Origin of the sequence: Pigmentiphaga sp. GD03639 (genome assembly GCF_029845405.1) — a bacterium.
Lineage (GTDB): Bacteria > Pseudomonadota > Gammaproteobacteria > Burkholderiales > Burkholderiaceae_B > Pigmentiphaga > Pigmentiphaga daeguensis.
Genome location: NZ_JAOCLR010000047.1, coordinates 1 through 25,582, shown reverse-complemented (window position 1 = coordinate 25,582; position 25,582 = coordinate 1). Strand labels below are relative to the sequence as shown.

Sequence of the window (25,582 nt, the reverse complement as noted above, 5' to 3'; positions counted from 1 at the left end):
CATGAGCCAAGACACCCTTTTGCTGGTAGAAAAATGTTCGCACTGCATCAGCTGGTACGACCCCGAGTCGGGCGAGCGGCTGCGCAGCCTGCCCCTGCCCGACTTCCCGCATGAATTCGCGATCGACTCGGCCCAGCGCTACGTCTACGTGGGGCACTATGGCGTCGAGACCTCCGGCCACGTCGGCCCGGGGGGATCCGCGATCCTGCAGATCGATATTCGTTCGGCCCAACTGGTAAGGTCTATAGACCTGTTCCCGTTCAACCGCATCCACGGCATGCAGATGGACCAGCACGACCGGCTCTACGCGCTGAGCGAGGAAAAGGCCATGCTGCTGGTGCTGGACCAGCCCGACACCGACACCGCGCCCAAGCGCGCCATGCCCTCGGGCGGCGTGAAAAGCCATCTGTTCGTGCTGACGCGCGACGGCCAGACCGCCTTCAGCATGAACCTGCTCAGCCACACGGTGACCAAGCTGCGCCCCTGGGAACCGCTGTCCCAGCCCGTGGCCTGCCATCCCGGCCTCAAGCCCGAAGGCTGCTGCCTGAGCGAGGACGAACGCACGCTGTTCGTCAGCAACCGCTGGAGCAACACGCTGTCGGCCATCGACACCCAGACCATGGAAGTGCGCCTGACGGTGCCCTCGCGCGAGGATGCGACCCGCATCTACCGCGCCGGCAACCGCCTGCTGGTGACGAACTACGGCGACCGCAGCGTCTCGGTGGTCGACCCCGTCACCCTGCAGGAAACGGGCTACGTGAAGATGGACGCGCGCGCCATCGCGCTGTCGCTCCATCCCACGCGGCCATTGGCCTACATCTCGCAGGACGACGACCGCGTCGGCGTGCTGGACCTGCAATCGCTGCGCTTCACCCGCTTCATCGCCACGCAGCGCGAACCCGACGTCTCCCGGATCGTCCGGATCTGAGCCCCTTCCCCTTCTTGATGGCTGACATTCCATGACTACCCCTCTTCGTCCCGTCGTCGCGCTTACCCTGGGCGATCCCGCGGGCATCGGTCCCGAACTCGTCGCCCGGCTGCTGTCGCGGCCGGACGTCCCGCGCCGGGCCAACATCGTGCTGGTCGGCGATCCCTGGCTGTGGGAACAAGGCCAGCGTGTGGCCGGCGTACGGGTCGGGACCCGGCCGGTCGAGGACTTCGCCGAAGTCCGCGCGCGTCCGGATGCCGACGTGCCCGCCTTCCTGCCCATGAACACCGTCGACCCGGTGGACGTGATCGTGGGCAAGGCGCGGGCGGCGGGCGGCAAGTCGGTGCTGCAAGTGCTGGACCGCTGCATGACCGCGGCCATGGACGGCCAGATCGACGCCATCTGCTTCGCGCCGCTGAACAAGCACGCGATGAAGCTGGGCGGCCTGCGCCACGAGGACGAGCTGCATCACTTCGCCGAGTACCTGGGCGTGACCACCTATTTCTGCGAGTTCAACACCATGGGTTCACTGTGGACCTCGCGCATCTCGTCGCACATTCCCATCAAGGACGTGCCGCGCTACATCGACAAGGACCGCATCAAGGACGCCACGCGCCTGATCCACCGCTCGCTGCTGGCCAACGGCGTCCAGGCCCCGCGCGTGGCGGTGGCCGCGCTCAATCCGCACGGCGGGGACGGCGGCACCTGCGGCCGCGAAGAGGTCGAGATCATCGAACCGGCCGTGCGCGAACTGGTGGCCGAGGGCCTGCCCATCGAAGGCCCGTACCCGGCCGACACCATCTTCCTGAAGGCCCGCGACGGGCTGGTCGATGCCGTCGTCACCATGTACCACGACCAGGGCCAGATCGCCATCAAGCTCCTGGGATTCTCCAAGGGCGTGACCGTGCAGGGCGGACTGCCCATTCCCATCACCACGCCCGCCCACGGCACCGCCTACGACATCGCCGGCCAGGGCCGCGCCGACGACAACGCCATCGCCAACGCCTACGCCATCGCCTGCCGCATGGGCCTGGCCCAGCGCCAGGCCGCCATCCGATAACTTTCCTTTCGCGAACCATCATGAAAATCCAATCCGTCCGCGCCCGCGTCTTCGAATGGAAGGGCAAGACCGTTCCGCCCCAGGCCAATTTCTGCTCCAACGCCATGGACGCCCTATACGACCGCGGCGACTCCATGAAGACCTTCCGCTTCCACGGCTGGACCGTGGTCGAGATCGAGACCGACGACGGCATCGTCGGCCTGGGCAACGTCGCGCTGGCGCCCCACATCGCCAAGGCCATCATCGACCAGTACCTGGCCCCGCTGGTGATCGGCCAGGACCCCTGGGACTACGAATACCTGTGGCAGCGCATGTACCGCTCCACGCTGGCCTGGGGCCGCAAGGGCGTGGCCATGGCGGCCATCTCGGCGGTGGACCTTGCCATCTGGGACATCCTGGGCAAGTCGGTGAACAAGCCCGTGTTCAAGCTGCTGGGCGGCCGCACCAAGGAACGCATCCCCTGCTACTACTCCAAGCTGTACCGGGGCGACCTGAAGGCCATGCAGGAAGAAGCGCAGACCTTCCTGGACCAGGGCTTCACCGCGTTCAAGATGCGCTTCGGCTACGGCCCCAACCACGGCACGCGCGGCGTGGCCGAGAACCTGAAATCGGTGCAGGCCGTGCGCGAGGTCATCGGCTACGAGTCCGACCTGATGCTGGAGTGCTACATGGGCTGGGACCTGGACTACGCGCGCCGCATGCTGCCCAAGCTGGAGAAGTTCGAACCGCGCTGGCTGGAGGAGCCCGTCATCGCCGACGACGTGGACGGCTATGCCGAACTGTCGCGGCTGAGCGCCATTCCCATCTCGGGCGGCGAGCATGAATTCACGCTGCACGGTTTCCGCCAGTTGCTGGACAAGAAGGCGGTGTCGGTCGTGCAGTACGACACCAACCGCGTCGGCGGCATCACCGCGGCCCACAAGATCAACGCGCTGTGCGAGGCGCATTCGATTCCCGTGATCCCGCACGCCGGCCAGATGCACAACTACCACCTGACCATGAGCACGCTGGCCTCGCCCATGAGCGAGTACTTCCCGCAGTTCGACGTGGAAGTGGGCAACGAACTCTTCTACTACATCTTCAAGGGCGAACCCGTCGCCAAGGACGGCTTCCTGCAGCTGGACGACACGGTGCCGGGCCTGGGCCTGACCCTGAACACCGAGTATCTCGATCAATTCCAGATCAGCGAGTGAACATCATGCGCGTCATCCAATTCATCGAGGACGGCCAGCTTTGCGTGGGCGTCGTGGCCGGCGACGACGAGATCGAAGTCAGCTCCGCCCGCGAGGGCGTCTACGGCCTGGCCTTGCAGGCGGCCCGCGAAGGCGTGGCGCTGGAAGCGCTGATCCGGCGCCTGGCCTCGGGCCGCCGGGTCCGCTACCAGTCGCTGGTGGACGAACGGCGCCTGCTGCCGCCGGTCACCCATCCCGATGCCGCCCGCATGCTGATCTCCGGCACCGGCCTGACCCACCTGGGCAGTGCCGCATCGCGCGACGCCATGCATGCCAAGCTGCGGGAAGACGCCAACCTGACCGACTCCATGAAGATGTTCAAGCTTGGCGTCGAGGGCGGCAAGCCGGCGGCAGGCCAGGTGGGCGCGCAGCCGGAGTGGTTCTACAAGGGCGACGGCAGCCTGCTGGTGGCGCCGGAATGCGATTTCCCCGTGCCCGGCTTCGCGCTGGACGCCGGCGAGGAACCCGAGCTGGTGGGCGTATACGTGATCGACGACCAGGGCGCGCCGCGCCGCGTCGGCTTCGCCGTGGGCAACGAATTCTCGGACCACTTGACCGAGCGCTTCAACTACCTGTGGCTGGCGCATTCCAAGCTGCGGCCCTGCGCCTTCGGGCCCGAACTGCTGCTGGGCGAGTTGCCCGCCGACCTGCGGGGCACCAGCCGCATCGTGCGCGGCGACGAGGTCTTGTGGGAGAAGCCCTTCGTCACCGGCGAGGCCAACATGAGCCACACCCTGGCCAACCTGGAACACCACCATTTCAAGTATTCGCAGTTCCGCCGCCCCGGCGACGTGCACGTGCACTACTTCGGCACGGCCACGCTGAGCTTCTCCGACCAGGTCCGCACCGTGAACGGCGACCGCTTCGAGATCTCGCTGGACGGCTTCGGCCGCCCCCTGCGCAACGCCGTCCGCTTCGAGCCCGCCCAGGCCGTGGTCGGCGTCACCTCCCTGTAGAACCGACATGAACACACCGGAATACCATCTGTACATAGCCGGCGAATGGGTGCCGGGCGTTTCCGCCCGCCCCAACGTCAACCCCTCGGACACCAGCGACGTGATCGGCCTGTACGCACAGGCCGACGCCGAGCTGGCGCACCGCGCCATCGCCGCGGCGGCGCGGGCCCGGCCGGTCTGGGGCGCGTCCACGCCCCAGCAGCGCTTCGACGTGCTGGACGCGGTCGGCAACGAGTTGCTGGCGCGCAAGGAGGAAATCGGCCGCATGCTGTCGCGCGAGGAAGGCAAGACCCTGCCCGAGGGCATGGGCGAGGTCGCGCGCGCCGCGATGATCTTCAAGTTCTTCGCCGGCGAGGCCCTGCGCACGCCCGGCGACTTGCTGCCGTCGGTCCGCCCCAATGTCGGCGTGGAAGTGTTCCGCCAGCCGGTGGGCACGGTCGGTCTGATCACGCCGTGGAACTTCCCCATTGCCATCCCGGCGTGGAAGATCGCGCCGGCGCTGGCCTACGGCAACACCGTGGTTTTCAAGCCCGCCGAGCTGGTGCCGGGTTCGGCCTGGCTGCTGGCCGAGATCCTGTCGCGCACCGCGCTGCCCAAGGGCGCGTTCAACCTCGTCATGGGCGCCGGCTCGGCGGTCGGCCAGGCCTTCGTCGATTCCCCCGAGGTCCAGGCCATCAGTTTCACCGGTTCGGTGGCCACCGGCCGCCGCATCATCGCCGGCGCCACCGCGCGCGGCGCCAAGGTGCAATGCGAGATGGGCGGCAAGAACCCGCTGGTGGTGCTGGACGACGCCAACCTGGAGCAGGCCGTGGAAACCGCGGTGCAGGGCTCGTATTTTTCCACCGGCCAGCGGTGCACGGCATCGAGCAAGCTGATCGTGGCCGCCGGCATCCATGACCGCTTCGTACAGGCGATGCGGGAGCGCATGGCCAGGCTGAACGTCGGCCACGCGCTGCGTGCCGGCGTAGACATCGGGCCGGTGGTGGACGAGCGCCAGCTCGCGCAGAACCTGTCCTACCTCGACATCGCCCGGCGCGAGGGCGCGCAGGCCATCATCGGCGGCGAGACGCTGGAGCGCGACACCGTCGGCTATTTCCAGGCGCCCGCGCTGGTAACAGGCACCGAGCCCGGCATGCGCATCAACCGCGAGGAAGTCTTCGGCCCCGTCGCCAGCGTGCTGCGCGCCCGCGACTACGACGAGGCCCTGCACCTGGCCAACGACACCGAGTTCGGCCTGGCCTCGGGCATCTGCACGACCTCGCTCAAGCACGCCACGCATTTCCGGCAGCACGCCCAGGCGGGCATGGTGATGGTGAACCTGCCCACCGCCGGCGTCGACTATCACGTGCCCTTCGGCGGCACCAAGGCTTCGTCCTACGGCCCGCGCGAGCAAGGCCGCCACGCGGCCGAGTTCTACACCACGGTCAAGACCGCCTACATCGCAAGCTGAAAAACCATCCAGGAGACGAACATGCACTTTCCCACCCGCCGCGGGCTGGCCCTGGCCGCCGCCTGCACGCTGCTTGCCCCGCCCGCCGCGCAGGCCCAGGGCAACTTTCCCAGCCAGCCGGTCAGGATCATCGTCGGCTCGGAAGCCGGCAGCGCGCCGGACGTACTGGCCCGTGTGCTGGGCAAGGAACTGTCCGCGGGGCTGGGGCAGGCCGTCATCGTCGAGAACCGCGCCGGCGCCACCGGCACCATAGGCGCCAACGCGGTGGCCTCGGCCGCGCCCGACGGCTACACCCTGCTGATGGGCACGGTGTCCAACATCGCGCTGGCCCCGTCCTTCTACCCCATCAAGTACAAGCCCACCGAGAGCTTCACTCCCATCAGCATGGTCGCCTCGGTACCGCTGGTGCTGGTGGCATCCCCGGCCACCGGCATCGCCAGCGTCGAGCAACTGCGCGCCAAGCTGAAACAGGCGGCCAAGGGCTCGTACAGCTATTCCTCGCCCGGCGTAGGCGGTCCCCAGCACCTGGCCGGCGTGCTGCTGGGCAAGCAGATGGGCACGGAACTACTGCACGTTCCGTACAAGAGCGGCGGCGCGGCGCTGACCGCGGTGGCGGGCGGCGAGACCCAGATCGGCTTCGCCGGCATCGCCGCTGCAATCGGCCTGGTGCAAGCCAAGCGCGTGACGCCCCTGTTCGTGACCGCCGACAAGCGCTTCCCGCAGTTCCCCGACGTGCCGTCCGCGCCGGAGGCCGGACTGCCCGAGCTGGACGTGGACAACTGGCACGCGCTGTTCGCGCCGGCCGGCCTGCCCGCTCCCGTGCGCGCCACGCTGGAAGCGGCGGTGAACAAGGCCCTACAGTCTCCCGAAGTGAAGAAGCAGTTCGAAGCGCTGGGCGCCGCGCCCACGGGCAGCACCGGCAAGGAACTGGCCGAAAAAGTCACCGCGGAAACCGCGCGCTGGACGAAAATCGTCGACGACAACGGCATCAAGGCACAGTAGATGAAACCCTCCAACCTGCTGATCATCATGGACGACGAGCACAACAAGAAAGTGCTCGGCTACAACGGCCATCCCATGGTACGCACCCCCAACCTGGACCGGCTGGCGGCGCGCAGCACCTCGTTCGAGGCCGCCTATTCCAGCTCGCCCATCTGCGTGCCGGCACGGGCGGCCTTCGCCACCGGCCGCCACGTGCACGAGACGGGCTACTGGGACAACGCCATCGCCTACGACGGACGCGTCCCCAGCTGGGCCCACGCGCTGCGCGACGCCGGGCGGCTGGCGGTGTCCATCGGCAAGCTGCACTACACCGGCGACGACATCGACGGCGGCTTCACCGAGCAGATCATCCCCATGCACATCGAGGCCGGGGTCGGCGACCTGTACGGCCTGATACGCGACCCGCTGCCCATCCGCCACCAGTCGGCCGACCTGGCCAAGAGCATCGGCCCCGGCGAAAGCAGCTACACCCGCTACGACCGCGACATCACCGACAAGACGGTCGAGTGGCTGCATGCCCGCGGCCGCCAGCGCCAGGACCAGCCGTGGGCGCTGTTCACCTCCTACATCGCCCCCCATTCGCCGCTGATCGCTCCACCCGAGTTCTACGCGATGTACGACCCCAAGGCCATCCCCCTGCCCAAGCGGGCATCGGGCCCGCTACATCCGTGGATACAGGCCTGGAACGACTGCTACCGTTTCGACTCGCACTTCGAAAGCGACGAGCAGCGGCGCATCGCCATCGCCTCGTACTTCGGACTGTGCTCGTTCCTGGACCACAACGTCGGACGCGTCCTGCATGCGCTGGAGACCAGCGGGCTGGCGCAGGACACCCGCGTCATCTTCCTGTCCGACCACGGCGACAACCTGGGCTCGCGCTCGCTGTGGGGCAAGTCGACCATGTACGAGGAATCCGCCGGCATCCCCATGCTGGCCAGCGGCCCCGGCTTCGCGGCCGGCCGCAAGGTGCGCACGCCGGTCTCGCACGTGGACATGTATCCCACCGTCATGCAGGCGGCCGGCCTGGAGTGCCCCACGGGGCTGCCCGGCAAGTCGCTGCTGGAGATCGCCGCCGGGCCGGACGACGGCCAGCGCACCATCCTGAGCGAGTACCACGCGGCCGGATCGGTCAGCGCCGCCTACATGCTACGCCGCGGCCATCACAAATATATTCACTACACCGGCTACGCGCCCGAGCTGTTCGACCTGCAGCAGGACCCCGAGGAATTGCACGACCTGGCGGGCAAGCCCGAGAGCACGCCGCTGCTGGCCGGATTCGAGGCGCACCTGCGCGGCCTGCTGGATCCCGAGGCGGTGGACCGGCAGGCCAAGCGGGACCAGGCCGCGCTGATCGCCCAGCATGGCGGCGCCGAGCGCATCCTCAAGCGGGGCGGCAGCAGCTACACCCCCATCCCGGGCGAAGAGGTCAAGCTGCTCAATGAACAATGACCCGCTCGGACGCGGCCCGCTGCTGCCCGGCCCCGGCGTGCTGGCCGGCGCCGGCGCGGCGATTCTGGTGGCGCTGGCCGTGCTGGCCTGGGTAGCCGGCGCCGACGCGCTGGCATGGCTGCAACAGTCGATGGTGGACGGCCGGCCGCACCGCATCGACATGGCCCAGGCCTGGCATGCGCGCGCGATGGTGCTGGCCTGGGCGGTCATGATCCCGCTGGGCATCCTCGCGGCGCGTTTCTTCAAGGTCATGCCACGGCAGGCGTGGCCGGCGGCGCTGGACAACAAGTGTTGGTGGCACGCGCACCTCGCGCTCCAGATCGGGGGGGTGCTGGCGACCACGGGGGCGGTGGCGCTGGTCTGGCAAACGTCGGGGTCGGACACGGGGCTGGCCCGCGTGCATCGCGCCTCGGCCTGGGCGACCTGTGCGCTGGCCGCGTTGCAGGTGCTGGGCGGCATGCTGCGCGGTTCGAAGGGGAATCCGGACGAACCGGGCGACCATTACGACATGACCGGCCGGCGCGTCGTGTTCGAGGCTGCGCACAAGCTGGCGGGCTATCTGGCGCTGGCCGTGGCGGCCGTGGCGATCGTTACCGGACTGCTGTACGTCAACGCGCCGCGCTGGATGCCGGTGCTGATCGGCGCCTGGAGCCTGGCATGGGCCGGCGCGTTCGCGTGGCTGCAATGCCGCGGCTGGTGCATCGATACCTACCAGGCGATCTGGGGCGCCGACCCGCGCCACCCCGGCAATCGCCGGCCGCCCATCGGGCCGGGCATCCGGCAACTGCGCGCTTCCGGCGTGCGCTCGAGCCAGGTCGGAACACCACCCGCCGCCTAGGCCGCGCTCAACGCATCTTCCAGCCTGGCCAGGTCGGCCTCGCCGGCCTGGGCGAACTCCACCAGGAAGCCATCGGGATCGACGGCCGTCAGGCTGCGCGCCGCTGGCGCGCCCGTCAGGCATCCCAGCGACCGCAGCCGCCCGGCGGCCGCGTCCAGGTCCGTGGCGCCAGCTACGTCGAAGCTGTAGTGGTGCATGCCGGCCACGTCGCCCTGGATGATCGCCAACTGATAGGCGGTCGGGTGCCCCGAGGCGCGCAGCAGGATGCCGCGTTCAGATCGCGCCACCATCTCCAGCCCCGCCACTTCGGTATAGAACGCCTCCATGGGCGCCAGCGACGTCGTCGTCAGCACGACGTGCGACAGCCGCAGGGGTTGCATGACCGCGCCGGGCACGGGCCGGCGATCTGGCTCGGCGCTCCAGCGCCGGTCGGTCGCGGGCGCCTCGCTGCCCGGCTTCCAGGTCGATGTGATCAATTCGACGTCGCCGTGCAGAACGGCGCGCCAGTCCTTGATGGTGTCGGCGTAGAACTCGTTGGTGTTGCCGTCGGGGTCCTTCAGGTAGACGCTGTGGGCGATCTGGTGGTCGAGCGTGCGCGGCACCGCGATGCCGGCGGCGCGCGCGCGCTCGTAGGCGCGCACCAGCTCGGCTTCGGTGTCCATCTCCCAGGCGATGTGGTTCAGGTTGATCGCCCGCGCCGTGCCCTTGGCGATCTGCGTGTGGCCGTCGCGGCCCTGGCGGGCCTCGCTCGTGCGCTCCATCATGCCGACGTCGTGAGGCGTATGGCCGGTGCCCATGAAGGCGGCGCGCAGCCCGCTTTCGGTGAACTCCAGGTTCAGGCCGCAGACGTCGCGATAGAAGTCGATGGACCGCTGCAGATCGGCCACGACGAGGTTCACGTGCCCCAGGCGGCGGGGTTGGAAGATGGCTCCCTGGTTCATTGTGGTTTTCCTGTGGTGAGGGTCGAAAGTAGAAGGCCGGCCGCGCGCGACCATTCGCCGGCCGGGTCGGCGCAGGCTTCGTGCGAGGTGAAGTGGTCGCCAGGCAGCACCTGCCAGCTCACGCGGGCGCCGGGCTGCGCGGCCAGCGCGCGCGCGAACGCCTGGTTCTGTTCGCGGGTGCGCGCAAAATCGTGTTCGCCCCAGGCCAGGTGGAAGGGCACCGCGTTGCCCGCCACATGCCGCGCGGGGCTCCAGGCGTCCAGGCCGCCGCCCAGCGCTTCCCGCATCCTGCGATCGGCCTCGGCCGCGGGCCGTTGCAGGAAATCCAGGTCCAGCGGCGCGCTGGAAGGCAGGCAGGCCTTGACCACGTCGCCGGGCAGCCCGGCGGCGCGGCACAGGTCCGGACGCAAGGCCAGCACCGCCGCAAGATGGCCGCCGGCCGAATGCCCGCCTACCGCGATCCGGCCCGGGTCGCCGCCCAGCGCGGCGCAGTGCTGGTGGACCCAGCGCAGCGCGGCCACGCAGTCGTCCACGATCTCGCTCATGCCCACGGACGGGGCCAGCCGGTACGAAGCGGAGACGAACACGGCCGGCATGGCCAGCACCGGCGGCGCCAGGTAGCCCATCCATTCCTTGTAGCCGTTCATCCAGGCGCCGCCATGGAAATACAGCAGCACCGGCAGCGGACCCGGCGGCGCATCGGGTAGGTAGACGTCGACCTTCTGCCAGTAGTCGCCGCCATAGGGCTGGTCGGCCAGGACGCGATGCCGGCCCATGACTTCGGCGGTCGCCGCCAGCGCGCGGCAGGCATAGCCGGCCGCGCCGGCGTGCAGCATGGGAGGTAATGCCGGAAGATCGTCGAATGCCATGGATGCTCCGCAGACAGGCCGGGCGATGCCGGCCGCGATGGGGACAAGGTAGCTCACGCAGCTTATATATGCAACTACATTTATATTGGGAATTACTTCTACACCAAATCTACTTGGTGTTTATCCTAATCATGAAATCATTTAAATGTAATTGCATATATAAAACAAAGGGTCTAACTTAGCCGTCATGGCGAGAACCGCTCGCCCCCAGGAGTCAGCAGATGGCAAGGCGTCACGCAGAAATCTCCGGAGCCGGCTTCGCCGGCCTGACCGCGGCGGCCGCGCTGGCGCAGCGCGGCTGGTCGGTGCGCGTGCATGAGCGGGCGGGCAGCCTGCGCACCGCGGGCGCCGGCATCTTCATCTTCGAGAACGGCCTGAAGGTGCTGCGCGCCATCGGCGCCTACGACGAAGCCGTGGCGGGCGGGCACCAGGCGCCGGCGCGCGAGACCCGCGACGCCCGGGGCAGGCTGCTGGCGCGTCTGAACACCAGCCAGGACGGCAGGGTCTACACCGTGGTTCGGCAGCAGTTGCTGGAAGCGGTGGCCCAGGCGGCGCGGCGCGCCGGCGCCGAGATCGTCATGAATTCCGAGGTGGTGTCGGCCACGCCGCGCGGCGAACTGACGCTGGCCAGCGGCGAGCGCGCCACCGCCGACCTCGTCGTGGCGGCCGATGGCGTGAATTCGCGCATCCGCGATGCGCTGGGCCTGCTCAAGTCGCGCGTCACCATAGGCGACGGCGCGATCCGCGTGCTGATGCCCCGGCGCGGCGACGCCGTCGATTCCGCCGACGAGATCGTCGAGCACTGGTCCGGCAAGCGCCGGCTGCTGTACGTGCCCTGCGGCAAGCCATGGCTGTACCTGGCGTTGACGACGCTGCTGGACGACACCGCCGGCCAAGCCCTGCCGCTGGATGCGCGCACCTGGGGCGCCTCGTTCCCCCACCTGCGGCCCTTGCTCGAACGCATCGGCACGCTGGGACGCTGGGATCCGTTCGAGACCATCCACCTGCGCACGTGGTCGTCGGGCCGGGTGGCGGTGGTGGGCGACGCCGCCCATGCGCAGGCCCCCAACCTGGGCCAGGGCGGCGGCTGCGCCATGATGAACGCGCTGGGCCTGGCCGTGGCGGTGGACCAGGACCCCGACCTGGGCAGCGCGCTGCGGCGCTGGGAGGCGCGCGAACGGCCGCTGACCGAACACACGCAGCGCGTCTCGCGCCTCTACGGCGCGGTGGGCAGGTGGCCGGAACGGCTGCGGTCGTTCACGTTCAACCTGGCCGGCCGCTCGCACTGGCTGCTGGAGCAGCGCATGCGCACCGCCCACCACTCCCCCACCGGAACCTGAGACCCGGCCCCGCGCCGCCTGCCTTCCTGCCATTCACGATCAACCCGACGGGGGATACTCATGGGTGTTTCCGATCTTTCCCTGAGCGCCGAGGCCGACGGCCAGCGCGCGCCGCTCCTGACCAGCGGCACCATCATCGCGCGCATCGAACGCCTGACCGCGAGCGGCATGCAGATACGCGCCCGGCTGCTGGTGGGCATGGCCACCTTCTTCGACGGCTTCGACGCCATCGCGATCGCCACCACGCTGCCGCTGCTGATCAGGCAATGGGGCCTGAGTTCCACTCAGATCGGCCTGCTGATCGCGGCGGCGGCGGTCGGCCAACTGATCGGCACCTTCCTCTTTCCCCTGTACGCACAGCGCCACGGCCGGGTGCGCGCCATCGCCTACAGCTCGGGCATCATCGGCATCACCAGCATCGCCTGCGGCTTCGCGCCCTCGTTCGAGATCTTCCTGCTGCTGCGGGTGATACAAGGCATAGGCCTGGGCGGCGAACTGCCGGTGGCCGCCACCTACATCAACGAGATCACGCGCGCCGGCAACCGCGGCCGCTTCGTCTTGCTGTACGAGATCATCTACCCCATCGGCCTGCTGGCCTCGGCCGCCCTGGGCGCTTGGCTGGTGCCGCGCCACGGCTGGGAGATCATGTACTACCTCGGCGGCGTGCCTGTCGTCCTGATGTTCCTGCTGCCGCGCGTGATTCCCGAGTCGCCCCGCTGGCTGGCCGAGAAGGGCCGGCTGGCCGATGCCGATACCGCGCTGGCGCGCTTCGAGTCCAGCGCGCGCGTGGCGTTGGCCGAGCCGCAGGACGCGCACCGCTACGACGCCATGCTCGCGTCGCATCCCCGCCGCACGGTGCGCGACCTGTTCAGCCGGGCCTACCTGAGCCGCAACGTCGTCGTGGCGCTGCTATGGTCCTCGTGCGGCTTCATCCAGTATGGCCTGTCGACCTGGCTGCCCACCATCTACCAGACGGTGTACAAGGTGCCGCTGCAACAGGCGTTGAACCTGTCGCTGGGCGCATCCGCGCTGGGCGTGGCGGGCTCTTTGGTGGCGGCGCTGACCGTGGACAGGTTCGGCCGCAAGCCCGTCATCGTCGCCGCCTTCCTGCTGTGCGCCATCACGCTGGGCCTGGCCGGCGCGCTGTCCGGGCAGAGCATCTATGTCGTGGCGACGCTGTGCTCGCTGGCCTGGGGCTTCCTGGCCTGCGGCTTCATCATTTCCTACGTCTACACGCCCGAGATGTATCCCACCAGCATCCGCGCGCTGGGATGCGGACTGGGCGGGACCTGGGTGAAGCTCTCGGCCATGATCGCGCCCATGATCGTGGCCGCGCTGATGGCCAAGGGCAGCATGGACCTGGCGTTCTACGTGCTGGGCGCGGTGCCGCTGCTGACGGCGCTGGCGGTGGCCTGGCTGGGTATCGAGACGCGCGGCAAGGTGCTCGAGCAGTTGCACGCCTGACGGCGGTCAGGCCTGCTCGCCGTCGTCCTGCTCCAGCTTCTGCACCTGCTCGAACAACCGGCCCAGCAAGCCATGCAGCTGCCGCTGCTCGGCCGGGTCCAGCACCGAGGTCGTGGCTTCGACGATCTTGCGCGCCTGCGGATCGAGCGCGTCATACACCGCCACGCCCACCGCCGTCAGCTTGACCTCGACCACCCGGCCGCTGGCGGCGCTGCGGCTGCGCGAGGCGAAGCCGCGCTGCTGGAGCTGGTCGACGATGCGGCTGACCACCGATTGCTCGATGACGGTGCCCTTGCAGATCTCGCTGATCGAGGCCACGTCCACCCAGCGCAGGAACTGCATCACGCGGAATTGCTGGATGGTCAGGTCGGTGGGCCGCAGGGCCTTCATCAGGCGCGCGTTCAGCCCGTTCATGAGCCGGCTCAGGGCGTGCGGCAGGTAGCCTTCGGCCTGGGCCGGCATGGCGAGCGGCGAACGGGACGAAGGGGAGGACTGGTTCATGGTGGCTCGGGCCCGGAAGCGGCTGATTATATAAGCGCCCCCCGCGCCACGGAACCCTGGGGTCAGGTGCCGCGCCCGATCATCTCCAGCGTCGCGCGCGTAAGCGGGCTGTCCGCCTTCGCCAGCTCGCACAACAGGTTGAAGTGGTTGCAGTGGGCCGCCTCCACCCGCGTGACCTCCACCCCCGCTTCGCGGCACGCGTCCTCGTAGGCGGCGGTCTGGTGCTTGAAGCCGTCGGTCTCCAGCCCGCCCACCGCGGTGACCACCGGCAGCCCGCGGCGCGGCAGCGAGAACATCGGGCTCAGGCGCTCGGCCTGGTCGGGATACAGCCGCAGCCATTCATTGACGTTGATGTCGCACAGCGGCCGCAGGTCGAACAGGCCGCTCAGCGCCAGCACGCCATTGATCACGTCGTCGGGCACGCGGTATTTGTCCTGCCAGCCGGTGGCGGCCAGCATGCCGGCCAGGTGCCCGCCCGCCGAGCTGCCGCCCACGTAAATGCGATCGCGGTCCAGTCCGTAGCGGTCGGCATGATGGTAGATCCAGGCCACGGCCGAACGCACCTCGCGCACCGTCTCGGCCAGCGTGCCCTCGGGCAGCAGCGTGTATTCGACCGGCACCACGGCCACGCCGGCGGCGTTGAACACGGGCGCCATGATGGGTGCGTCTTCCTTGGTCTGCGAACGCCAGTAGCCGCCATGGATGAACACGAACACGGGCGCCGGCCGGTGCGCCGCAGCCGGCAGGAAGATGTCCAGGCGTTCGGCCGCGCCCATGCCGTAGTGCAGGTCGCATACCGCGGCGCAGCGGTCGCGCGCCGCCTCGGCCAGCTCGGCGTACTCGCGCACGCAGGCGTCGAAGTCGGGCACCGAGGCGCGGGCGTTGTACTGCACGGCGCGCTGCGCCAGATCGGCGAACAGCAGGTCAGGCTTCCTGGGAGTCATGCGAGGCGATGTCCTTGAAGGGAGTGAAGCGTTCGATCAGCGCCACCGTCTTGCGGTAGTGCTCGGCCAGCAGCGCGACGGCGCGCTTGCTGTCGCGCGCCAGCGCGGCATCCATCAGGTCCTGGTGCTCGCGGCCGACGTCGCGGCCCACGTCGCCCCATCCGGAGCGGCCGCGCAGCGTGGGGCGCCGGTAGCGTTCGGTTTGCGTGTACATCTGCAGCGACAGCTCCATCAACCAGCGCGAGCCACAGGCCGCGATCAGCGCGCGGTGGAAATCCAGGTGGCGCTGTTCCAGCATCTCGCTGGCCTCGTCGTCGGGCGCCGGCATGTCGTGGACCCGCCGGGCAGCCAGATTGAGCGCGTGGTAGGCCGCCACCAGGCGGGTTTCCCAGACATCGTCGCCGTTCTTGAGCGACCGGCGCATGGCCTCGCAGTCGATCAGGATGCGGGTCTCGGCCGCGTCCCACATTTCCTCGCGCGAGAACGGGGCGACCCGGAAGCCGCGCGAGGCGGTCGATACGACCATGCGTTCGCTCTGCAGGCGGTTCAGCGCCTCGCGGATGGGCGAGAAGCTGATGCCGTAGCGCTGTTTCAGGAACTCCAGGCGCAGGGATTGCCCAGGCTCGATGTCCCCCGAGATGAGATCGCGCCGCAGCGAGCGGTAGACCTGCTCGGCCAGGGTGATCTCCTCGACCTCGCCGTCCGGCGCATCGTAAGGCACGCCGGACTCCTGCCGGGCCGCCTTCACTCGTGGTTTCAACTCGCTTCTCCTGGGCAAGGCCCGCCCCGCGCGGGGGCGGCGGATTCAGAACTTCCCAGATAATAATTCGCCGCAGCCGGGCACGCTCGTGGACAGTCCCAGTTTGCGCATCATCTGCCACGAAGTGGCCACCGCCGCCGAGACCGTGGGGATGCCCGATTCGTCCTGCACCTTCTGGATCGAGGGCAGCGATTGCATCTGCACGCAGGCCGACAGCACCAGGGCGTCGATGTTGCCCCGGTCCAGGCGCTTGTAGATCTCGACCAGGCGCGCCGGGTCCTGGGCCGCCACCTGCAGGTTGTCCGGGATCTCCAGCGCGACGTGGTCCTTGACCTCGATGCCCTCGCTTTCGATGTATTCCACGACCAGCTTCGTGAGCGGCTTCATGTAGGGGCAGACCACCGATACGCGTTTCGCGCCCATGGCGTGCAGGCCGTCGACCAGCGCGCCGGCGCTGGTCACCACCGGCGCCGGCGCGCCGTTCTCTTCGGTGCGGCGGGTCAGGCGCTCCTCGGACACGCGGTGGTAGCCCTTGCCCATGCTCATGATGGCCACCAGGCAGGCGTAGCCCAGCACGTCCACGCGCGCGTCCGACAGCTCGATCGCGCAGCGGTCGCTGTCGCGGTCCATGGCCTCCAGCTCTTCCTTGGTCACTTTCTTCATGCGCATGCGGCTGGAATGGAAGGTGAAGCGTTCGGGCGCCACGGCTTCGCGGGCGCGGAACATGGCGGGAATCTCGGTTTCCATCGTGGTGTTGGACGACGGAACGATCTGGCCGATCTTGATGGGCGCGCCGGCGGCGCGGGTCGGAATGGCGGTCATGGGGTCAGGCCTCGGGGGAAGTCGGGGATGGCGGCGCGGCGTCGAAGGACTGGTCCGGCAGCGGATCGGGATCGTCCAGGAACTGCGCGGGCTGCTGGGTGCGCCGGTTCACGCGCAGGTCGAACACGTCGAAACGGTTGTAGTGGCCGATGATGTCGTGCATCTGGCGCGGCTGGATGCAGCGCGACAGGTCCACGTCGGCGTAGACGATGCCTTCGCGGTCGATCAGCGGTTCGCCGATGACGCGGCCGTCCGGGCCCAGGATGCCGGAGAACGCGCTGTTCGAGCGGCGCAGGAGGTCGCGCGTGTGCGGATGGGAGGCCGCCATGGCCTCGACGATCTCTTCCGAGATGGTGGAGCACGACACCACCGTGTAGACCTTGCCTTCGAAGCTGTGGGCGGCCGCGCGCACGCGTATGGCCTCGGCCATGTCGTAGTCGGCCGGCGCCACCGGCAGCGAGATGTAGCTGGCCACGTGCACCAGTTCGCCTTGCGCCAGCAGCGAGAAACGCGCCAGCGTGTTGGTGTTCTCGCCGCAGGCCAGCGCGCCCAGCCGGCCGATGGCCGTGTCGTGCACGCGCAGGGAGGAGCCGTCGCCATTGGCCCAGGTCAGCTTCTCGGCCCAGGTCGGCACCAGCTTGCGGTGGCGGCCCAGCAGCTTGCCGTCGGGGCCGATGGTGACCAGCGTGTTGTAGATCGTGCCCAGGCCGTGCGCGGCCCGCTCGTTCACGCCCACCACCACGTGCACCTTGCATGCCTGCGCGGCGGCGGCGATGCGCCGGATCTCGGGGCCGGGGATCTCGATGGCGCTGCGGCACAGCTTCTCGAACCACGGGCTGCCCTCGATGGGCGTCATGATCCAGTTCCAGTACGGATAGCCGGCCACGAACACCTCGGGAAAGGCCACCAGCGAGGCGCCGTTGCCGGCGGCCTCCTCGATCAGCGCGCACACCTTGTCCACGGTGGCGTCGGTGTCCAGGAAGACCGGAGCGGCCTGCACGGCCGCGGCCTTGAAACGGGGGAGATTCAACATGATGTTCCTTGCGTCCTCGATCAGAGTCCCAGATAGCGCTGGGCCAGTTCAGGCTGGCCCGACAGTTCGTCCGGCGTGCCCGCCCATACCACCCGCCCCTTCTCGACGATATGGTGGCGGTCGACCAGCGTGCGCATCTCGGCCAGGTTCTTGTCTATCACCACGATGGTCAGCCCTTCGCGCTTGAGCACGTCCAGGCAGCGCCAGATCTCCTGGCGAATGATGGGCGCCAGCCCCTCGGTGGCCTCGTCCAGCACCAGCAGCAGCGGGTTGGTCATCAGCGCGCGGCCGATGGCCAGCATCTGCTGCTCGCCGCCCGACAGCGTGCGCGACGACTGGCGGCGCCGCTCGCCCAGCCGGGGAAAGAGCTGGTAGATGCGAGGCAGGTCCCAGCCCGAGGCGCCGCGGCCGGCGCGGCGCGTGGCCACCAGGTTTTCCTCCACCGTGAGCGAGCCGAACACCCGCCGCCCCTCGGGCACCAGGCCCACGCCCAGCCGCGCCACCGTGTGCGGCGCCTGGTTGGCGAGGTCCCGGCCCTGTATGGCGACGCGGCCGGCACGCGCGGGCAGCATGCCCATCAGCGTGCGCACGGTGGTGGTCTTGCCCATGCCGTTGCGGCCGATCAGGGACACGACCTCGCCCTGCCTGGCCTCGAACGACAGGCCGAACAGCACCTCGCTCGATCCGTATCCCGCCCGGATGCCGTCCACGCTCAGCATGCCGCGTCTCCCAGATAGGCGCTGCGCACCTCGGGATGCTGGCGCACCTCGTCGCAGCTGCCGGTGAATATGAGCTTGCCGTAGACCAGCACGCTGATGCGGTCGGCCAGGGCGAACACCGCGTCCATGTCGTGCTCCACCAGCAGGATGCCATAACGCTCGCGCATGCCGGCCAGCAGCCGCGTCATCCGCGCCGATTCCTCGGGCCCCATGCCGGCCATGGGCTCGTCCAGCAGCAGCAGGCGCGGCTCGCGCGCCAGCGCCACCGCCAGTTCCAGCTGGCGCCGCTCGCCATGGGCCATGTCGGCCGCCGGCACGTCGGCACGGTCGGCCAGCCCCACCCGCTCCAGCCACGATTGCGCGCGCTCGGCCAGCCTGGCATCGCGCCGGGGATCGGACCAGATCGAAAAGATCGTGCGCGGCCCCACGGTCAGCGACAGCATGACGTTCTCGATGGCCGTGTACTCCAGGCACAGCTGGGTGATCTGGAACGACCGCCCCAGGCCGCGCCGCGCCCGCTCGTAGGCCGGCATCGCCGTCACGTCGCGCCCGACCAGGTGGATCCGGCCCGCGTCGGGCCGGATCTCGCCGCAGATCTGCGTGATCAGCGTGGACTTGCCCGCGCCGTTGGGACCGATCAGCGCGTGGATCTCGCCCGCGCGCACGGTCAGGTCCACGTTCTGCGTGGCCGCCACCGCGCCGAAGGACTTGCGCAGGCCGCGCACGTCCAGCAGGACTTCTTCCATGACCGCGCTATCCATGGCGCTTCCCTAGCCAGTGGCCGAATAGCCCATGCTTGCCGGCCAGCACCACCAGCACCAGGATGGGTCCCATGATGAACATCCAGTGCTCGGTCCAGGCGGACAGCGCCTGCTCCAGGCCCAGGAACACCCCGGCGCCCGCGATAGGCCCCAGCAGCGTGCCCACGCCGCCCAGGATGACGATGGCCATCAATTCGCCCGACTTGGTCCACGCCGCCATGTCGGGCGTGACCAGCTCGGCGTAGTTGGCCCACAGGATGCCGGCCATGCCGGTGCCCACGGCCGAGATCACGAAGGCGCTGAGCCGGTACGGCATGGGCGCCACGCCCAGGTTGACCGCGCGCCGCTCGCTCTGGCGCAGCGCCTGCAGCACCATGCCGTAGCGCGAGTTGACCAGCTTCACGCAGAAGACGGTCCACAGCGCCAGCACGGCCAGGCTGAAGTAATAGAAGCTGACCGGGTCCGCCAGGTCGATGCCCGGCAGCCGGCTGCGCTGCGACATCATCAGGCCGTCGTCGCCGCCGTACACCTGCAGCGACACCAGGATGAAATACATCATCTGCCCGAAGGCCAGCGTGATCATGATGAACTGCACCCCGCTGGTCCGCAGCGCCAGGTAGCCCACCACCCAGCCCAGCAGCGCGCAGCATGCCAGCGCGATGGGCCAGACGACCAGCGCCTGCGTGCTGCCGGCCCAGCCGAACAGCGGCCCGGCCTCTACCGCATGGAAGGTGATGATGGCCACCACGTAGCCGCCCAGGCCGAAGAACATGGCGTGGCCGAAACTGATCAGCGCGCCGTAGCCCAGCACCAGGTCCAGGCTGACCGCCGCCAGCCCGTAGATGACGAAACGCGTCATCGCGTTGATCAGATAGGGCGTATCGGTGGCGTGCGAAGCCACCGGCACGAGGGCCAGCAGCAACAGGCCCACCCAGCCGAACACGGCCCGGCGATTCCATTGCGTGAACAGGCCCGCCGTGCCGCGCCCGGGTACCGCGATTCCACTCATCCGGTTCATCCCAGGAGTCCCTTCGGTCGGAAGATAAGCACCAGCGCCATCAGCACGTAGACACTGGCCGACACCAGCCCGGCCGCCAGCATGTCGGCCACCTCGGGCGACAGCATCGCGCCCAGCAGTTGCGGGAAATAGGCGCGACCCAGGCTGTCCACCATGCCGACCAGCAGCGCACCGGCCATCGCCCCGCGCACCGATCCCACGCCACCGATCACGATGACCACGAAGGTGGTGATCAGCACGCGCTCGCCCATGCCGATTTCCACCGCCAGCAGCGGCGCCGCCATCACCCCGGCCAGGCCGCACAACAGCGCCCCCAGCCCGAATACCACGCTGTAGAGCTTCTGGATGTCGATGCCCAGCGCGTCCACCATCTCGCGGTCGTCGGCTCCGGCGCGCACCAGCATGCCCACGCGCGTCCGGTTGATCAGGAACCACAGCCCCAGCGCCACCAGCGCACCCACCACGATGAAGGCCAGGCGCATCAGCGGGTAGCGGAAGCCCGGCGCCAGCGGCACCGTGCCGTCCAGGAAGGCGGGGATCTCGACCATGGGCGGCTGGCGCCCGAAGATCATGCTGACCGCCTCGTTGGTGAACAGGATCAGCCCGAAGGTCGCCAGCACCTGGTACAGGTGGTCGCGCTTGTACAGGCGCCGGATCACCGCGAACTCCACCAGCAGCCCGTACAGCGCGGCGCCGGCCAGGGCGGCCACCACGCCGGCGGCGAACGAGTTGGTGTGCCCGAGCGCGAACGCGCCGCAATAGGCTCCGACCATGTAGAACGACCCGTGGGTCAGGTTGATGACCCCCATGATGCCGAAGATCAGGGTCAGGCCCGACGCCAGCATGAAGAGCATGGCGCCGAACTGCAGGCCGTTCAACAGCTGTTCGAAGAGCAGGGCCATGGTCAGAGCTTGCACTGGCCGGCGTAGGCGTCCTGGTCGTCGCTGACTACCTTGCGCACGACCTTCGGCACGAACTCGTTGCCGCTGCGTTCGATCCGCATCAAGTAGTAGTCCTGGATGGGATGCTGGTTGTGGTTGAAGCGGAACTTGCCCCGCAGCGTCGGGAAGTCGCCCTTGAGCAGCGCGGCGCGGAAGGCATCGCCCTTGGAAAGGTCGCCGTTGACCGCCTTCAGCGCCGAGCCGATCAGCAGCGCCGTGTCATAGGCCTGCATGCCGTAGTCGGTAGGCTTGCGGCCGTAGGCGTCGGTGAAGGCCTTCACGAAGGCGCGGCTTTGCGGATTGTCCATCTCGGTCGACCACATCCCCACGGTATAGAAGCCTTCGGCCGAGGCGCCCGAGGCCGCCAGCATGCGGCCATCCATCGAGAAGGCCGGCATCAGCATCGGCACGGTCTTGTTCAGGCCCGAGTTGGCGTATTGCTTGGCGAAGTTGATGCCCGCGCCGCCCGGGTGGAACTGGTAGACCGCATCCGGCGCCAGCGACCGCACGCGCGCCATTTCCACCGAGAAGTCCGACTGGTCGAGCTTGGTATAGATCTCGGCCACCACTTCGCCCTTGTAGGTGCGCTTGAAGCCGGCCAGCGCGTCGCGGCCCGCCTGATAGTTGGGCGCCAGCAGCACCACGCGCTTGTAGCCCAGCTCGTTCGCGGCATGGCCACCCGCCGAGTGATAGGCATCGTTCTGGTACGAGGCGACAAAATAGTTCTTGTCGCACTTCTCGCCGGCAAAGGTCGAAGGGCCGGGGTTCAGGCTCACGTAATAGGCGCCGTCGCGCAGCACGCCCGGCGCCACGGCCGCCAGCACATTCGAGAAATTCACGCCGGTGAACAGCTTGATGCCCGATTGCAGCATGCGGTCCGCGGCCTGCTTGGCATTGGCCGGCTTCAAGGCGTCGTCCTCGACCACCAGCTCCACCGGCACGCCGCCCAGCTTGCCACCGCCCTGCTTGATCGCCAGGTTGAAGCCATCGCGCTCGTCCTCGCCGATGTAGCCGGCGGGCGTCGACAGCGTGGTGATGAAGCCGATCTTCACCGGCGCCTGGGCTTGCGCCGCGCCGGCACCCGCGAGAAGGAGCGCGCACAGTCCGCCCCGGATCATGTTCCTGACCATTGTTGTTCCCTATGGATGTACTGCAACAGCTGGAATGAACCCGCGCGGGCGCGGGGCTTGGACCCTAGACGGCCACCACCGGATGGCGCAGCGAGCCGATCTTCTCGACGTGGGCCTCGACCACGTCGCCCGGCCACAGCCACTCCTGCGGCGTGCGGCCGGCGCCCACGCCCTCGGGCGTGCCGGTGGCGATGATGTCGCCCGCCTCCATGGTCATGGCGGCGCTGATGTCGGCGATCAGGTGCGGCACCTTGAACAGCATGTGGCGGGTGTTCGAGCTTTGCTTGGTCACGCCGTTGACGGTCAGCGACAGGTCCAGCACGTGCGGATCGGGGATTTCATCGGCGGTCACGATGCAGGGGCCGAAGGGACCGTAGGTGTCCTGGCCCTTGGAATAGATCCACTGCCCGGCGCGGCGGCAGTCGCGCGCGCTGACGTCGATCATCACGCTGTAGCCGAACACGTAGTCCAGCGCGTCGGCCTCGGCCACTCGGTGCGTGCGCCGCCCCATGATCACCGCCAGCTCCACCTCCCAATCGAGCTGCTGGGTGATGTTGCCGTTGTGCTCGATGGCTTCGCCCGGACCGATCACGCTGGTGGGCGGCTTCGAGAAGATGACCGGCTTGGTGGGCAGGTCCTTCGAGGTGTCCAGCGTGCGGCTGGACTCTTCCACGTGCTCGACATAGTTCAGACCGATGCCGAAGATGTTCTTGCGCGGCCGCGGGATGGGCGCCAGCAGGCGGGCGTTCCCGGCCGGGATCGCCGTGCCCACCGGCCACTTGCCTTCGTGGGCCTTCAACAGCTCGGTGGCCGACCGTACCGCGTCCGGACCGAGGTCGATGAAGGCCAGCATGTCGTCGGGCAGCGGCACGCCGGCCACGGCCCCCAGACGGGCCAGGTCCACCACGCGGTCGCCCACCACCGCCCCCAGGCGGGCTTGTTCGGCAACGGTGGTGCGGTAGGTCACAAGACGCATTTCTGTTCTCCATAGGGTCGCGCGAGGCGACAAGAATCCCGCCGCGGGCCGGACCCGCGGTGTATGACAAGCATCGAATCAGGTGGGGACTAGCCGATCAGCGGTTGGTGGCCATCGTTTTCCGCCAGCGCTTCCTCGCGGTAAAGCTTGAGCGCATGCATGACCGGCAGGTCGTTGAAGCAGAACAGGCAGGCGTCGTCGCGGTCGGACGCGTTGGCATGTTCGTGAAAGGCCCAGGACGGCACGCAGAAAATGTCGCGCTCCTGCCAGTCGTAGCGGCGGCCGTTGATGATGGAATAGCCCTTGCCCTTGGCCACCTGGTAGAGGAAGCTGCCCGTGTGCCGGTGGGCCTTGGTCTTTTCGCCGGGCCGCAGCATCTGCATGCTGGCGCCCATGGTCGCCATGACCGGACCACCGGTGGCGGGGTTGGTGTAGTTCATCAGCACGCCGTCGTACGGGCTGCCGTCGGTGGTCGCGGCGTAGCGCCGCAAGGCCTCGTAAGTCGGTTCCCACTCGTACTTGAACAGCGGCGAATACGGCTTGTTCCAGGTCTCGCCATAGGGCCGCAGCGCCACGCCGCCCCAGGCGGCGGTGGAATCGTCCACCGGGTGGGTCACGGCCTGATTCAGGTCCGGGTGCACGGCGTAGAAGCCGGCTTCCAGCGCGTTGACCAGCGGAATATCCAGCCCGTCCTGCCAGATGCAGGGCGTGCCTTCCTCGCTGACGCCGTGCTCGTGCCAGGTGCCGTTGGGCGTCAGCACGAAGTCGTTCGCGCCCAGGGTCATCTTGTGCCCGTCGACGATGGTGTAGGCGCCCCGCCCTTCCATGATGAAGCGCAGCGCGCTGGACGAATGGCAGTGGGCCGAGGCGACCTCGCCCGGGTGCATGACCTGCAGGCCCGAATACAGCCAGCCCACGGCCGCCGACACCTCGCGCCGGCCGGGGTTGTTCAGGTAGATGACGCGGCGGCCGGCCTGCTCCGGCGTGACCAGGTCCACCGAGCGCAGTACGTGCTCGCGCAGGTCGCGGTAGCGCCAGACCACCGGCACCGATTCCGACTTGGGTTGCCACGGCTCGATCTTGTTGGCCACGGTCCACAGCGCGCCGGTCTCGTACTTGGCGAGTTCCTCGTAGTACGCGACCAGCTCGGGCGTATCACCCACGTTGGCCCTGCCGATTACCTCTTCCCGATACGCATCGTGTCGCGCCATGGCGGACTCCATTTTTTATAAAAGATTTTATCTTTTCGAAATACTATCCCCCACATCACGTTTTTCACAAGAAAATCAATACCAGGGTTTACCAGGAAAGTTCTTCCCGGCATCGCGAGGCTTGCCATCCATGCCAACGGCACAACAGCGATCAACTGTTCCTGCATGAACAGCACATTTCCCCGCTTGCGGCCTGCCTAGAATACTCGGGCCCTCCACGGCGTACGCGGCTCCGGCAGGTCAGCAGACCCGGCCCGACGCCTGTGGAATCCCCAACAAGACAGACATCATGGAGACGCTGATGACCCTGAACAATCGCGTTCGGCTGCTCGGCATCGCACTTTCCCTGGGCGCCGCCCCCGCTGCGTTGGCGCAGGCCTATCCCAGCAAGCCGATCAAGTTCATCACCGCCTCGACCGGCAGCCCCCAGGACGTGGTGGGCCGCATCTTCGCCCAGAAGATCACCGAAACCACATCGCATCCGGTGGTGGTCGAGAGCCGCGCCGGGGCGGGGGCGCTGATCTCGATCCAGGCGACGGCCAAGGCGCCGGCCGATGGCTACAACGTCCTGGTCAGCTCCACCGCTTTCGCGGTCACTCCTTATCTCTACAAGGATCCGGGATACGACTCCGAGAAAGACCTGGTCCCCGTCGCGCTGCTCGCCACCGCCCCCAACATCCTGGTCACGAGCCCGACCAGCGGCGTCCGGTCCCTCAAGGACGCCGTCGAGCGCGCGCGCCAGGGCAAGGATCTGCACTATGGCTCGCCGGGCTATGGCACCACGCCGCAGATGTCGGCCGATTATCTGTTCAAGGTGCTGGCCAAGGTCAACGTCATGCACGTGCCCTACAAGGGCATACCCGCGACCATGCAGGCCACCATGGCCAATGAGGTGGAACTGTCCGCCACCGCGCTGCCGCCGGCCGTGCCGTTGATCAAGTCGGGACGGCTGGTGGGCCTGGCCGTGACGAGCACGAAACGCAGCCCCGCCCTTCCCGACGTACCCACCATAGGCGAGGCGGGGTTCGCCGATTTCGAAGACGAATCCTGGGTCGGGGTATGGGTTCCCGCCGGGACTCCCGCGCCCGTCATCGCCAAGCTGCGCAGCGAACTGATGGCGGCGGCCCGGGCCGACGACGTACGGGCCAAGCTCGCCAACATAGGGTTCGAAGCCAGCACCATGCCGCCCGAAGCATTCGCCGCCATGGTGAAAAAAGAAATGCAGAAGTGGGAGAAA

At 68.3% G+C, this 25,582-nt stretch carries 25 protein-coding genes; 11 read left to right on the top strand and 14 right to left on the bottom strand.

Annotated features, from left to right (window positions below; genetic code table 11):
• The first annotated feature begins 1 nt into the window (after window position 1).
• From N5K27_RS27530 to N5K27_RS27495, 8 genes are read left to right on the top strand one after another with little or no spacing between them, the layout of a single operon-like run.
• A complete protein-coding gene (locus tag N5K27_RS27530) occupies window positions 2-928 on the top strand; it encodes a hypothetical protein (RefSeq protein ID WP_087836555.1) in 927 nt (308 codons plus the stop codon).
• 31 nt (window positions 929-959) lie between these two features.
• Window positions 960-1,988: a 4-hydroxythreonine-4-phosphate dehydrogenase PdxA gene (locus N5K27_RS27525; RefSeq protein WP_279820720.1), complete on the top strand. Its 1,029-nt coding sequence runs from the start codon at window positions 960-962 to the stop codon at window positions 1,986-1,988.
• A gap of 20 nt (window positions 1,989-2,008) precedes the next feature.
• A complete protein-coding gene (locus N5K27_RS27520; RefSeq protein WP_279820718.1) occupies window positions 2,009-3,181 on the top strand; it encodes an L-rhamnonate dehydratase in 1,173 nt (390 codons plus the stop codon).
• Window positions 3,182-3,186: 5 nt separating this feature from the next.
• Window positions 3,187-4,176 carry an AraD1 family protein gene (gene araD1 / locus N5K27_RS27515; RefSeq protein ID WP_279820717.1) on the top strand — a complete coding sequence of 330 codons (990 nt, stop codon included), beginning with the start codon at window positions 3,187-3,189 and terminating at the stop codon, window positions 4,174-4,176.
• 7 nt (window positions 4,177-4,183) lie between these two features.
• On the top strand, window positions 4,184-5,626 hold the full coding sequence (locus N5K27_RS27510) for an aldehyde dehydrogenase family protein (protein WP_279820715.1): 1,443 nt from the start codon (window positions 4,184-4,186) through the stop codon (window positions 5,624-5,626).
• A gap of 21 nt (window positions 5,627-5,647) precedes the next feature.
• On the top strand, window positions 5,648-6,628 hold the full coding sequence (locus N5K27_RS27505; protein WP_279820712.1) for a tripartite tricarboxylate transporter substrate binding protein: 981 nt from the start codon (window positions 5,648-5,650) through the stop codon (window positions 6,626-6,628).
• Window positions 6,629-8,077, top strand: coding sequence for a sulfatase-like hydrolase/transferase (locus tag N5K27_RS27500; protein ID WP_279820710.1), 1,449 nt, complete (start codon window positions 6,629-6,631; stop codon window positions 8,075-8,077). It abuts the gene before it with no gap.
• Entirely contained in the window at window positions 8,067-8,915 is an 849-nt protein-coding gene (locus N5K27_RS27495; RefSeq protein ID WP_254914528.1) for a cytochrome b561 domain-containing protein, read from the top strand. The genes N5K27_RS27500 and N5K27_RS27495 overlap by 11 nt, the downstream gene beginning before the upstream one ends.
• Here N5K27_RS27495 and N5K27_RS27490 read toward each other — a convergent pair.
• Complete coding sequence (locus tag N5K27_RS27490) at window positions 8,912-9,856, bottom strand: VOC family protein (protein WP_176400615.1); 945 nt, start codon at window positions 9,854-9,856, stop codon at window positions 8,912-8,914. The two genes, N5K27_RS27495 and N5K27_RS27490, sit on opposite strands and share 4 nt — an antisense overlap.
• Complete coding sequence (locus N5K27_RS27485) at window positions 9,853-10,725, bottom strand: alpha/beta hydrolase (protein WP_279820707.1); 873 nt, start codon at window positions 10,723-10,725, stop codon at window positions 9,853-9,855. Before N5K27_RS27485 ends, N5K27_RS27490 begins: the two co-directional genes overlap by 4 nt.
• 221 nt (window positions 10,726-10,946) lie before the next feature.
• Here N5K27_RS27485 and N5K27_RS27480 point away from each other — a divergent pair, with 221 nt between their 5' ends.
• Both N5K27_RS27480 and N5K27_RS27475 read left to right on the top strand, forming a co-directional pair.
• Window positions 10,947-12,065 (top strand): NAD(P)/FAD-dependent oxidoreductase, encoded by a 1,119-nt coding sequence (locus tag N5K27_RS27480; RefSeq protein ID WP_279820705.1) that lies wholly within the window; start codon window positions 10,947-10,949, stop codon window positions 12,063-12,065.
• Between the two features lie 60 nt (window positions 12,066-12,125).
• Window positions 12,126-13,529: an MFS transporter gene (locus N5K27_RS27475; RefSeq protein ID WP_279820703.1), complete on the top strand. Its 1,404-nt coding sequence runs from the start codon at window positions 12,126-12,128 to the stop codon at window positions 13,527-13,529.
• Between the two features lie 6 nt (window positions 13,530-13,535).
• On the opposite strand, the gene N5K27_RS27470 is transcribed toward N5K27_RS27475, so the two are convergent.
• From N5K27_RS27470 to N5K27_RS27415, 12 genes are all read right to left on the bottom strand, one after another.
• Complete coding sequence (locus tag N5K27_RS27470; RefSeq protein WP_279820701.1) at window positions 13,536-14,030, bottom strand: MarR family winged helix-turn-helix transcriptional regulator; 495 nt, start codon at window positions 14,028-14,030, stop codon at window positions 13,536-13,538.
• A 62-nt stretch (window positions 14,031-14,092) separates the two neighbouring features.
• Window positions 14,093-14,974, bottom strand: a complete 882-nt coding sequence (locus N5K27_RS27465) for an alpha/beta hydrolase (RefSeq protein WP_279820700.1) — start codon at window positions 14,972-14,974, stop codon at window positions 14,093-14,095.
• Window positions 14,955-15,734 (bottom strand): FCD domain-containing protein, encoded by a 780-nt coding sequence (locus N5K27_RS27460; RefSeq protein ID WP_087836566.1) that lies wholly within the window; start codon window positions 15,732-15,734, stop codon window positions 14,955-14,957. The genes N5K27_RS27465 and N5K27_RS27460 overlap by 20 nt, the downstream gene beginning before the upstream one ends.
• A 45-nt stretch (window positions 15,735-15,779) precedes the next feature.
• Window positions 15,780-16,556, bottom strand: a complete 777-nt coding sequence (locus tag N5K27_RS27455; RefSeq protein WP_279820697.1) for an Asp/Glu racemase — start codon at window positions 16,554-16,556, stop codon at window positions 15,780-15,782.
• A gap of 4 nt (window positions 16,557-16,560) precedes the next feature.
• The gene (locus N5K27_RS27450) at window positions 16,561-17,589 is read right to left on the bottom strand and encodes a carbon-nitrogen hydrolase family protein (RefSeq protein ID WP_132980687.1); all 1,029 of its coding nucleotides are present in this window, start codon (window positions 17,587-17,589) and stop codon (window positions 16,561-16,563) included.
• Window positions 17,590-17,609: 20 nt separating this feature from the next.
• Complete coding sequence (locus N5K27_RS27445; protein WP_132980686.1) at window positions 17,610-18,308, bottom strand: ABC transporter ATP-binding protein; 699 nt, start codon at window positions 18,306-18,308, stop codon at window positions 17,610-17,612.
• Window positions 18,302-19,069 carry an ABC transporter ATP-binding protein gene (locus tag N5K27_RS27440; protein WP_243724696.1) on the bottom strand — a complete coding sequence of 256 codons (768 nt, stop codon included), beginning with the start codon at window positions 19,067-19,069 and terminating at the stop codon, window positions 18,302-18,304. Before N5K27_RS27440 ends, N5K27_RS27445 begins: the two co-directional genes overlap by 7 nt.
• On the bottom strand, window positions 19,062-20,078 hold the full coding sequence (locus N5K27_RS27435) for a branched-chain amino acid ABC transporter permease (RefSeq protein ID WP_132980685.1): 1,017 nt from the start codon (window positions 20,076-20,078) through the stop codon (window positions 19,062-19,064). The genes N5K27_RS27440 and N5K27_RS27435 overlap by 8 nt, the downstream gene beginning before the upstream one ends.
• A gap of 5 nt (window positions 20,079-20,083) precedes the next feature.
• Window positions 20,084-20,989, bottom strand: coding sequence for a branched-chain amino acid ABC transporter permease (locus N5K27_RS27430; RefSeq protein WP_087836572.1), 906 nt, complete (start codon window positions 20,987-20,989; stop codon window positions 20,084-20,086).
• Between the two features lie 2 nt (window positions 20,990-20,991).
• Window positions 20,992-22,158, bottom strand: coding sequence for an ABC transporter substrate-binding protein (locus tag N5K27_RS27425; protein ID WP_132980684.1), 1,167 nt, complete (start codon window positions 22,156-22,158; stop codon window positions 20,992-20,994).
• A gap of 64 nt (window positions 22,159-22,222) precedes the next feature.
• Window positions 22,223-23,134 (bottom strand): fumarylacetoacetate hydrolase family protein, encoded by a 912-nt coding sequence (locus N5K27_RS27420; protein ID WP_132980683.1) that lies wholly within the window; start codon window positions 23,132-23,134, stop codon window positions 22,223-22,225.
• Between the two features lie 89 nt (window positions 23,135-23,223).
• The gene (locus tag N5K27_RS27415) at window positions 23,224-24,357 is read right to left on the bottom strand and encodes a cupin domain-containing protein (protein WP_132980682.1); all 1,134 of its coding nucleotides are present in this window, start codon (window positions 24,355-24,357) and stop codon (window positions 23,224-23,226) included.
• A 289-nt stretch (window positions 24,358-24,646) separates the two neighbouring features.
• On the opposite strand from N5K27_RS27415, the gene N5K27_RS27410 reads away from it, so the two are divergent.
• On the top strand, window positions 24,647-25,582 hold a 936-nt coding region (locus N5K27_RS27410; protein WP_279820691.1), incomplete at its 3' end, for a tripartite tricarboxylate transporter substrate-binding protein.

Coding starts and splice junctions, on each gene's coding strand:
- N5K27_RS27530 (WP_087836555.1), top strand. CDS start 2: ATGAGCCAAGACACCCTTTTGCTGGTAGAAAAATGTTCGCACTGCATC.
- N5K27_RS27525 (WP_279820720.1), top strand. CDS start 960: ATGACTACCCCTCTTCGTCCCGTCGTCGCGCTTACCCTGGGCGATCCC.
- N5K27_RS27520 (WP_279820718.1), top strand. CDS start 2,009: ATGAAAATCCAATCCGTCCGCGCCCGCGTCTTCGAATGGAAGGGCAAG.
- araD1 (WP_279820717.1), top strand. CDS start 3,187: ATGCGCGTCATCCAATTCATCGAGGACGGCCAGCTTTGCGTGGGCGTC.
- N5K27_RS27510 (WP_279820715.1), top strand. CDS start 4,184: ATGAACACACCGGAATACCATCTGTACATAGCCGGCGAATGGGTGCCG.
- N5K27_RS27505 (WP_279820712.1), top strand. CDS start 5,648: ATGCACTTTCCCACCCGCCGCGGGCTGGCCCTGGCCGCCGCCTGCACG.
- N5K27_RS27500 (WP_279820710.1), top strand. CDS start 6,629: ATGAAACCCTCCAACCTGCTGATCATCATGGACGACGAGCACAACAAG.
- N5K27_RS27495 (WP_254914528.1), top strand. CDS start 8,067: ATGAACAATGACCCGCTCGGACGCGGCCCGCTGCTGCCCGGCCCCGGC.
- N5K27_RS27490 (WP_176400615.1), bottom strand. CDS start 9,856: ATGAACCAGGGAGCCATCTTCCAACCCCGCCGCCTGGGGCACGTGAAC.
- N5K27_RS27485 (WP_279820707.1), bottom strand. CDS start 10,725: ATGGCATTCGACGATCTTCCGGCATTACCTCCCATGCTGCACGCCGGC.
- N5K27_RS27480 (WP_279820705.1), top strand. CDS start 10,947: ATGGCAAGGCGTCACGCAGAAATCTCCGGAGCCGGCTTCGCCGGCCTG.
- N5K27_RS27475 (WP_279820703.1), top strand. CDS start 12,126: ATGGGTGTTTCCGATCTTTCCCTGAGCGCCGAGGCCGACGGCCAGCGC.
- N5K27_RS27470 (WP_279820701.1), bottom strand. CDS start 14,030: ATGAACCAGTCCTCCCCTTCGTCCCGTTCGCCGCTCGCCATGCCGGCC.
- N5K27_RS27465 (WP_279820700.1), bottom strand. CDS start 14,974: ATGACTCCCAGGAAGCCTGACCTGCTGTTCGCCGATCTGGCGCAGCGC.
- N5K27_RS27455 (WP_279820697.1), bottom strand. CDS start 16,556: ATGACCGCCATTCCGACCCGCGCCGCCGGCGCGCCCATCAAGATCGGC.
- N5K27_RS27450 (WP_132980687.1), bottom strand. CDS start 17,589: ATGTTGAATCTCCCCCGTTTCAAGGCCGCGGCCGTGCAGGCCGCTCCG.
- N5K27_RS27445 (WP_132980686.1), bottom strand. CDS start 18,308: ATGCTGAGCGTGGACGGCATCCGGGCGGGATACGGATCGAGCGAGGTG.
- N5K27_RS27440 (WP_243724696.1), bottom strand. CDS start 19,069: ATGGATAGCGCGGTCATGGAAGAAGTCCTGCTGGACGTGCGCGGCCTG.
- N5K27_RS27435 (WP_132980685.1), bottom strand. CDS start 20,078: ATGAGTGGAATCGCGGTACCCGGGCGCGGCACGGCGGGCCTGTTCACG.
- N5K27_RS27430 (WP_087836572.1), bottom strand. CDS start 20,989: ATGGCCCTGCTCTTCGAACAGCTGTTGAACGGCCTGCAGTTCGGCGCC.
- N5K27_RS27425 (WP_132980684.1), bottom strand. CDS start 22,158: ATGGTCAGGAACATGATCCGGGGCGGACTGTGCGCGCTCCTTCTCGCG.
- N5K27_RS27420 (WP_132980683.1), bottom strand. CDS start 23,134: ATGCGTCTTGTGACCTACCGCACCACCGTTGCCGAACAAGCCCGCCTG.
- N5K27_RS27415 (WP_132980682.1), bottom strand. CDS start 24,357: ATGGAGTCCGCCATGGCGCGACACGATGCGTATCGGGAAGAGGTAATC.